This is a genomic window from Reyranella soli (assembly GCF_007992495.1).
Lineage (GTDB): Bacteria > Pseudomonadota > Alphaproteobacteria > Reyranellales > Reyranellaceae > Reyranella > Reyranella soli.
This window is the reverse complement of the sequence record NZ_BKAJ01000359.1, coordinates 1-1,398: the sequence shown is the minus strand read 5'-3', so window position 1 is coordinate 1,398 and position 1,398 is coordinate 1. Positions and strand designations below refer to the sequence as shown.

At 58.7% G+C, this 1,398-nt stretch carries 2 protein-coding genes; both read right to left on the bottom strand.

The window, feature by feature from the left end:
• Positions 1-232: 232 nt before the first annotated feature.
• On the bottom strand, positions 233-1,015 hold the full coding sequence (locus RSO01_RS46765; protein ID WP_147157474.1) for a dienelactone hydrolase family protein: 783 nt from the start codon (positions 1,013-1,015) through the stop codon (positions 233-235).
• A gap of 72 nt (positions 1,016-1,087) precedes the next feature.
• Positions 1,088-1,357: a DNA -binding domain-containing protein gene (locus RSO01_RS46760; protein ID WP_147157473.1), complete on the bottom strand. Its 270-nt coding sequence runs from the start codon at positions 1,355-1,357 to the stop codon at positions 1,088-1,090.
• Positions 1,358-1,398: the final 41 nt, after the last annotated feature.

Sequence of the window (1,398 nt, the reverse complement as noted above, 5' to 3'; positions counted from 1 at the left end):
GAGGCACTTTCCGCACAACTCAGAACAAATCTTTTCCTGTCACGTTCCAGCGCGCTAATTGACCCGATCCTTGGGCACTGCAGAACCTAGCCTCGCCCTGAAGGGTGCGAATGGCGGCGACTAGGCTGCAGGCCCTGACTGCGGGCCGATCGATCGTCTGTCAGGAGAAAGACCTGGGTCAAGTCGCTGAGCGCGCCGATTGACCTTTCCCCTTCCTCGCTGACTGGGCCGACTATCGAATGAAGCGTCGCGACCGTAGGAAATCAGCGATGGCAGCTTGCGCGCCTTGATCCGCCGATGTGCTGTATCTCACTGTATTTCCATTCCAAGTGCGCTCTGCAGCGTACCAGTCGAACGTATGTGTCGCGCCGGGAAAAACGATCAGCCGAATGGCTTGGCCTGCCGTTCCCATTCTTGCTCTCAAAGCTTCACAATTTGCCGCGGGAGTCACTTTGTCATCGGCTCCGAGCAGCGACAGGCTTGGCGGATAGCTGGTCGGCACAGGCTTGCTATCAAAGTATCGCGCATCGCATCCGTTGTAGAAGCCGATTTCCGGCAGCCTTAGCGTGGTTTCCAGCGCCGCCAGGGTCGCAACAATGGCCCCTTGGGACTGTCCGAACGTCGCTATACGCTGCTGGTCAATCCAGGGTTGGCTCCGCGCCCAATCTACAACGCGCTGGAGGTCGCCAACGCGCTGCCGAAGCATAGCCATGTACGCGGTTCGGTCGCCAGTCGACTGAAACTGACGAAGGTTCCGCCCACGGTAACTGTCGACTATCAGTGCGCCGACGCCTTGGCTTGATAACCAGCTGGACCACTTGGCAAACGCATTGACTTGATCCGTATCGAGACCTGAGCCGCCGTGAAGCATGATGACGATTGGTGCTGGCGTCGCGGCAGGTTTGATTGGCTGCACATACACCGGTGGCGTTCCCGGGATCGGTGTCCATTCCTGCGCTTCCGCAGATGCCGCATGCAGCGCAAGAGCAATGGCCAACACTACAAGTTTGAACATTTCTACCCTCCCCTTGCACTCCCAGCAGGCAAGGGTAGCCTGTTAACGGAGAGCATCTCAAGGAACGTCGGCCTAGTGAGCCGCGCCGCCTCGTAGAAGATGGCGATACCCGGTCTCAGTCATCCATTTCGCTCGCACGAGATGGCTCTCCCAGACCCGCTTGCTACGCTCCGGATCGTTATCGGCATCAAGGTCCGGTACAATCCTGGCCACTTCCCGCCAGTCCACGCCTTCCTCCTCGGCATCTAGGAGCCGCAGATACGTGACTAAGTGGGCCATGTCGTAGCCGGTGATGAATGGCTCGACTGGAGCGATGTCGGCAACGGGCGTTGGTTGGGTCACCCAGAAAAAGTAGGTCGCTCACAGCGTCACGGGTAGTCCTC